Origin of the sequence: Psychrobacter sp. TB20-MNA-CIBAN-0197, from assembly GCF_040309765.1 — a bacterium.
Lineage (GTDB): Bacteria > Pseudomonadota > Gammaproteobacteria > Pseudomonadales > Moraxellaceae > Psychrobacter > Psychrobacter submarinus.
In genome coordinates, this window is the sequence record NZ_JBEOPC010000154.1 from 1 (window position 1) to 387 (window position 387).

A 387-nucleotide genomic window follows, 5' to 3' on the forward strand; every position below is an offset into this window, starting at 1 on the left:
GTATTAAGTTTTGCCAACCGCTGAATATTTCGCTGCCATGTCATCCTGTTAATTAAAATGCAGAATTTAACATGATCGCAATTTTTGGTGGCACTTTCGACCCCGTTCATTTGGGGCACATTAATATGGCAAAGCAATGCGTAAATGCACTTAACTTAAATACGTTGTACTTTATGCCTTGCGCACTGCCCGCCCACAAAATGGCTCCTGGCATTAGCACCGAGCACCGAGTAGCTATGCTCAATGCAGCAATTGCGCCTTACCCTTTTTTTCAACTCGATTTAAGAGAGTTGCACCGCACTGGGCCTTCTTATTCTTTATTGAGTTTACAAGAATTAAGAGCACAGCATCCAAACACGCCAATTGTGTTTTTAATTGGCATGGACT

General features: G+C 42.4%; 1 protein-coding gene. It reads left to right on the forward strand.

Annotation, left to right across the window (positions count from 1 at the left end):
• Positions 1-71: 71 nt before the first annotated feature.
• The coding region (locus AAEY83_RS13085) for a nicotinate-nicotinamide nucleotide adenylyltransferase (protein WP_351059391.1) at positions 72-387 on the forward strand (316 nt) is incomplete at its 3' end.